At 60.5% G+C, this 6047-nt stretch carries 8 protein-coding genes; 1 reads left to right on the top strand and 7 read right to left on the bottom strand.

Features of this window, described 5'->3' with window-relative positions; translation table 11 throughout:
* Nucleotides 1-468: 468 nt before the first annotated feature.
* The 7 genes from IT41_RS18760 to IT41_RS18735 all read right to left on the bottom strand — a co-directional run bounded on the left by IT41_RS18760 (nucleotide 469) and on the right by IT41_RS18735 (nucleotide 5733).
* A complete protein-coding gene (locus IT41_RS18760; protein ID WP_197056033.1) occupies nucleotides 469-2694 on the bottom strand; it encodes a S8 family peptidase in 2226 nt (741 codons plus the stop codon).
* 3 nt (nucleotides 2695-2697) lie between these two features.
* The gene (locus IT41_RS18755) at nucleotides 2698-3693 is read right to left on the bottom strand and encodes an AAA family ATPase (protein ID WP_036744221.1); all 996 of its coding nucleotides are present in this window, start codon (nucleotides 3691-3693) and stop codon (nucleotides 2698-2700) included.
* A 228-nt stretch (nucleotides 3694-3921) separates the two neighbouring features.
* A complete protein-coding gene (locus tag IT41_RS18750; RefSeq protein WP_036742169.1) occupies nucleotides 3922-4122 on the bottom strand; it encodes a hypothetical protein in 201 nt (66 codons plus the stop codon).
* Between the two features lie 57 nt (nucleotides 4123-4179).
* Nucleotides 4180-4362: a hypothetical protein gene (locus IT41_RS18745; protein WP_036742167.1), complete on the bottom strand. Its 183-nt coding sequence runs from the start codon at nucleotides 4360-4362 to the stop codon at nucleotides 4180-4182.
* Between the two features lie 72 nt (nucleotides 4363-4434).
* On the bottom strand, nucleotides 4435-4632 hold the full coding sequence (locus IT41_RS21800; RefSeq protein WP_175496467.1) for a hypothetical protein: 198 nt from the start codon (nucleotides 4630-4632) through the stop codon (nucleotides 4435-4437).
* 89 nt (nucleotides 4633-4721) lie between these two features.
* On the bottom strand, nucleotides 4722-4889 hold the full coding sequence (locus IT41_RS22125) for a PAAR domain-containing protein (RefSeq protein WP_175496468.1): 168 nt from the start codon (nucleotides 4887-4889) through the stop codon (nucleotides 4722-4724).
* Between the two features lie 40 nt (nucleotides 4890-4929).
* Nucleotides 4930-5733, bottom strand: coding sequence for a hypothetical protein (locus IT41_RS18735; RefSeq protein WP_036744219.1), 804 nt, complete (start codon nucleotides 5731-5733; stop codon nucleotides 4930-4932).
* A 68-nt stretch (nucleotides 5734-5801) separates the two neighbouring features.
* On the opposite strand from IT41_RS18735, the gene IT41_RS21795 reads away from it, so the two are divergent.
* Nucleotides 5802-6047, top strand: a 246-nt coding sequence (locus IT41_RS21795; protein ID WP_036744217.1) for a hypothetical protein, incomplete at its 3' end; no start/stop codon positions are given.

Genomic DNA, 6047 nt, shown 5'->3' with positions numbered 1-6047 from the left:
TCTCCTGGCTGCAATTGCGCTCTGATGATAGTCCGCGCTAATTGACGGCCTGGCGCGACACCGCGATCCTGTGCGGCATGTGCGGACGATTCGCGGACCCAGATTTGCGCAGCGCCGGGCTGGACACCTCCTGGCTCAAGATCGACCCGTTCGCGGGCTGGCGGGACCAGGCATCAGCCAGTCGGGCTACTACCTGCGGCAGAAGGCTTGGCTCGAGCGCCGCAACTGACCGCGCTCCCTCGGCCCTACCGCCTCGACAGGGAGGGCGGGGAGAAGACATTCGCTGCAGGAAAGGTCGAACGTCTGCTTTCAAAAGCTCGAAAGCGCAACTCGCCTTGGCAAGCTCCCGACTTCTTCAGGCTTCTTATGCCGCACTCGCTGTCTCAATCTTGCATAGAGCTGGATCGGTGACTGGTGCTCGAGCTCAACCACGATCGCGAAATTCTGGGCAACTTCCTGCGGCTCGGCCTAGCCCCCTGCGCAACGGACTACGAGATAATATTCATCGCCATAACTTGTCGTGTCCTGGACAAAGGTCTTCGCTGCGGTTTGCAGCGTCTGCCCGTCCCGGCTTTTCGGACCGGGCTCGAGGCCGCACTTGAACCTGTTCGGAATGTCCGGCGGATCACCTTCCTCCGCCGTTCTCAAGCGGAAATGAGAGAACACTTCGGCGGAGGGACAGCCGCGCAGAAGCCGGAAGTTCATCTTCGTGCCGATGTACTCTGCCCGGGTCCGCCTGACAGGAGGATCGAACGCCAGAGAGACGCGAATAGTTCTGCGGCCGTTCCCCTGAAACTCCGGCGGCACCGGCACGCGATAGACCGCGAAATGGTTGATGCTGAGACGGTCCTCTGCATACAGGATCACCCGGTGATCGTCGGAATAGGCGGCCCGCAGCGTGTCCACCATCCCGTGGCCACAGACACGTGCCTGGTCGGTCGCATCCATACCTGCCAGACGGCGGGCGCATGCATCGGGAACGCTGGATGCCCCCGCAAGAAGTGCCCGGATCAGGTTTGCGGAAGCTGTCGGGAACAGCCGCAGGAGTTCCGCTGCTTTGTTGGCGAGCATCGGCGCGGCGTAGGAGGTTCCTCTGCCGCTTGTCAGGAGCTGCCTGGTGAATTCATGGTTCAGCGTGATGACGCCGGCTTCCGGAATGTGCGGTGCCGACTGCAGCCTGGCTGAGGGAGCGTCAAAAACCAGCGTTCCGCCAATGTCAGCGAAATCGGGTTTGCGGATACCTCCCGCGCCGGGGCCCGAGCGGGAGAAGGGAGAAGGCTCGAGTGCCTGAGTGATCGGCAGGATATGGGCATCCCGTTCATGCCTTGCTCCGAGACCGGTCCCGTTGGCCAGTGCCCCCACCGTGATGACGTTACAGGCTCCGGCCGGTTCGCAGAGCCGGTTCGCCGCTTCGAGCAGATATGCCGGATATTCCGTGATGGCCTGCTCGACTGACGATCCGCCACGCGGAGCACGGTTGCCGGCGGACACGAATATCAGCACGTCGAGTTCGCGTGCCAGTTCGTCGAGCGTTGCCGCCCAGGGACCGACCCGTCCGGGTTCGTTAAGTGCACGGACATCTCCGAGCGAGATGACGAAAATGCGGCAGTTATGGTCCCGGTGTAGCTGTGTGATTGCCTCGCGCATCTGACGCGGGAGCGTCCGGCGCTCATAAAAGGCACCGTTGTCCTGCACCACTTTCGCGGAAACCAGCTGCCCCGCCGGCTGCAGCCTTCCGTCCCTCAGCCGGTCTCTCAGGTCGCCGAATAGGGCAACGCCCCCGACCCGCGTGCCGTGGCCCCAGACATCGGCGGTTCCGAGTTCTGCGGGGAAAGCTCTTCGTTCGGCGACGATCCCCTCGAGGAAAGGATGTTCATTGAGACCGCTGTCTAGCACGCCGATGATCGGAGCGCCGACCGCCGGCGGCAGAATCTCCGGTGCGTCCTCGAGTGTCATCTGCACGAAGTCAGACGCTTCGAGGTCCGGCTCCGGCGGCAGATCAATGAATGCCACCTCGGGCACGGCCAGAAGCGGCCGCAGCACCCGTCCGGGAGCACATACCCGCATCATCGTAATCGACGGACCTATGTAGACATCGAAGACTTCCGAATCGCTGCCGATGATGAAGTCCTCGATTTCCCGGGCCTTGCGTTCCCGTGCAGGCCGTCCGCCGAAGTCCCATAGCTCAATATCGACTGTGTAAACCTCGTCGCTTACCAGGTCATCAGCTTCGCTGAAACCGGCTTCCCTGAGGCGGACTCCGAGCCGGTCGCGGGGCGTCAGTGTGCCGACATTCTCGATCCGCGTGACGAACCCTTCATAGCGTCTTCCCTGCTGACCTTCCGGAACAGGCCCGTCATAGGCTTCGAGCCGCTGCAGAAACGCGGAGAGATCGCCCTCGGATGAGAACAGGACGATGTTGCGGTCTTCGTCGCTGGACAGAAGCGTTAGGCCGAGCGCTTCCCAATCCACTTCGAGCAGCATCCCCTGCATCTGCACCCGCAGGATCAGCGAAGGATCAACGAACTGAGGCGGCCGGCTTTCCTGCTGGGTCCGGACGGCTTCTTCGACCTGCCTGCGAACGCGGCCGCCATAGCCGCCGTCGCGGGATGGTGTCGGGCCGGGAAAGCCGGTTTTACGCCGTTCCATCGTCTGCGGCAGCCGCAGGAGCGGCAAATGCTGGTGACGCGGCACGGCTTACTCTCCGGTCTGCGCTTCCAGCTTCTGTTTGCGGGTCAGCCTTCGCCTCGCATCCCGCATTGCTTCACGGAAGTCCTTGTCCGAAACGGCCTTGTTGCCGCCGAGGACCGACACCTTCATTGCCTGGACGCAGACCCGCTCGAGGTCCGCATAGGAATACCCCAGAAGCTGATCGGCATAACCTGCCGGATCGAACGACGCCCGGACATTGCGGAAAGCATGGACCAGGTACTTGCGCACCATCGCCGCGTCCGGCGCATCGAACCAGACGATTTCATCAAACCGCCGCCACACAGCCGGATCGAGATGTCCGTCCAGATTGGTTGCCGCAATCAGAAAGCCGCCAGGCTGAATCTGTTCGATGAAGATCAGCAGACTGTTGACCACGCGGCGGAGTTCGCTGTGTTCGCCGGCTTCTTCACGGGAGCGCGCAATCGCATCGAACTCATCGAAAAACAGAACACAAGGCTGCCGGCGAGCAAATTCAAACGTCTTGCGGATATTCGTCGCGGTCTCGCCCAAATAAGAGGAAATCAGGCTGTCGAGCCGGACATGGAAGAAGGGCAGTCCCAGCTCGTTGGCGAAGACTTCGGCGCACAGGGTCTTGCCGGTCCCCGGCGGCCCGCAGAAAAGAAGCTTAGATCGCACCGGAAACCCGTGACGCCTGATACGGTCTGCCTGCCGGAACTCCCGGATCAGTCCGAGAAAGAGCTCTGTGTTCTCCGGAGACAGCAGAATATCCTGCGGGCCGTGCGCCGGCACCATTCGCTGGATGAAGTCATTGGCCTCATCCGGGAATGGCACTAGGCGCGAAAGTCCGGTGGCGGACCGCGCTGCCGTACCGATATTGTCTAATGTTTTTCGAAGACTGCTCGCCAACACGCGATTATTCTTCTTCTCCTCTTCGGAGATAATTTGCTCGACAACCGCGCGGAACTCTTCCTCGTGGCCGTAGCTCGCAAGCAATTTTTTCACCAGTTCACCGCGTGCCATGCTCGCCTCGATTTTTGGCTGAGGATACCTGCATCGGCAGCTTCTGACCAGTGTTGATGTTTCCGTGCTAGCCCCGGACATTGTAGCGGAAAACCAAGCGGAATGTCGCACTTCGGACGTTGGGAAGCGGGTGTGTGAATGGCCGCGAAGGGCCGACTTGGCTCGCTCTCTGCTACTGACACTGAAACAGGGCTCTGCGCCGCCACATGCGCGGTTTGTCCCGGTCATTCAGCTTGCTTTCCTCAGCTGGGCCAGCGCGCGGGCGCGGGCAATCGGATCATTGAGGCGCCTCGCCTCGACCTCGGCCTTTGCCGCGGCCATCTCTGCGTCGAGGCGCTCGAAAACCGGAAGCGCGGCAGGATCCAGCGCCACGATCCGCGCCGCTATCAGGTGCGCGCGTTCGAGGCGGGCAATTTGCTGGGCGGTCATGGTTCATCCTTTCTGTCGCTCGGGATGGCAGCCCGCGCGGGGCTGCGCACCGGAGCGTCAGACGCCGATCAACTCACGACCTGCTTGCGTCAGCGTCGCGTTCAGCCAGCCGGGCTTGCTGCGGCCGCTCGTTTCGATCAGGCCTGAATCCTTCAGCGGCTTCGAAGCGCGGATGCTGACCGCTCGGTTCCTGTGGATATCGCGAAGGGCTTCGATGTGCTTATCGGTCTGGTTCGTCATGTCTGTTCCTTGCTTGGGTGATCGAGCGTGTCGCTCGGGATGCTGGCCCGCGCGGGGCCAGTCACCGGAGCGTCAAAACGGGATCTCGTCTCGAGGATCGGGCTGGCCATCGAGGGCAATCCGTTCGACATCGACGCGGCGATGACAGACGACAGCCTCCATGACGAAGAACTGAACGCCTGGGTTCATGCGGGCGAGCCTTGCGGCTTCGCCCTCGGCAATCTCACGCGAGCTGTGCATGGCGATCGACGGACCATTGCCCTTAACCATCCAGAACTTGGCGGGGTCCCGAACACGGCTCCCGACTGTTCCCGGGAGCACGTTGGACCACCGCATCAGGGGGGCAGTTTGGACGCCGATCACTCCGATACCGGGGTCCTTTTTCCATGCCGGTTCATATGTCCGCCCTCAACAGCAAGCGGAATGCCGTTGAACCGGACCGACGCCTGGCCAGGATTCAAAACCGGACCGCGACCGTGGATCGGGCAGGTGTGCATGTGCCCGACAAGTGCGATTGGACGAGCCATGATTTCTCCTGCCTGTTGCTGCATTTCAGCCGTGCGCGCATCAGCCGGCCGCCTCTATGTGAATTTGCCAAGCGCGGGGCCTTGCCCCTGTCAACTTCTCAATTTTTTCAACCAGAATAAGGATCGACAGCGCCGGGTCGCAGGCCGGTCGCTCAACCTGATAACTGATCGCACCGTTCTCGGCCTCGATCTCGAAGCTGATACCTGAGCCACCTGCTTTCATTGTATCCCCAGGATTGGCCTTCACGCTGAAACCTGTCCACATGTTAACATCGTGAAGGCAATCAAGAATTCCAAGGGCTGCGGACATATCCTTATTATCCAGCAAATCTCCATACTCCAGAACGATACCGAAATAATACCGTTCGATAAGCTCCTCCGGCCAAGTTCTGGTTGAATACTCATCCTCCGGAGGGAACTGCAGCATGACTTCATTCATGAAGGCAACAGCTTCAGCATTGCGCGCCGCCAGAGCGTCCAGAAAGCTCTCTGGGCCATTTTCGTCAGGCCGGGTCAGGAAAAATACCAGCTCACCGATCGTGGTAGACCGCGCCGACTCAAAATCCTGACCGAAATCCATCAGGTTAGCGAGAATGGCACGTTCCGCGTCGTTGACTTGAATATGCGAGGGTAAGCTCACCTCGATGGCATGACTACCCGCAGCCTTGAAACACGACCCTTGCTTGCCGTCGGCGAGCACGACATTCAAGAATGGCTGGACTACATTACGTGGAAAATCCGCAAGCATCTCGGCCGCAGAAAAACGCGGATCCAGAACCAGCCGAAACAGAGGCTCCGACGCATCGGCCTGCACAGCGCGCACTGGGAAGTTATACTTTCTCATCCAATACCCCCACCATTTGGCCAACGGCTTCCATCACATTCACAAGTGCTTGGGCTGACGGTTCCATTTTGCTTGACGTCGGGATTCTGGACACCCTCACCACGCATGGCTTCGTCATACAGCGGGTCTTGGGCATCGATGTAGGGATCGAACATTTCGGCATTCATTGCGCCGTCAATCCCCCAAGCCTGCATTCCCCAAGTGGCGTGTCGTTTGAGGTGAAGATCGCCTGTATCCGAGCGCTAGACAAGGATTTTCTGCCGCAAGCGGCACCTGCGGTCGCGCAGACTGCTGGATCTGGACGGATCAGACCG

The sequence above is a fragment of the Paracoccus halophilus genome (assembly GCF_000763905.1).
Classification (GTDB): domain Bacteria; phylum Pseudomonadota; class Alphaproteobacteria; order Rhodobacterales; family Rhodobacteraceae; genus Paracoccus; species Paracoccus halophilus.
The sequence above is the reverse complement of the archived record's forward strand: the minus strand, read 5'-3'. Positions and strand labels throughout refer to the sequence as shown.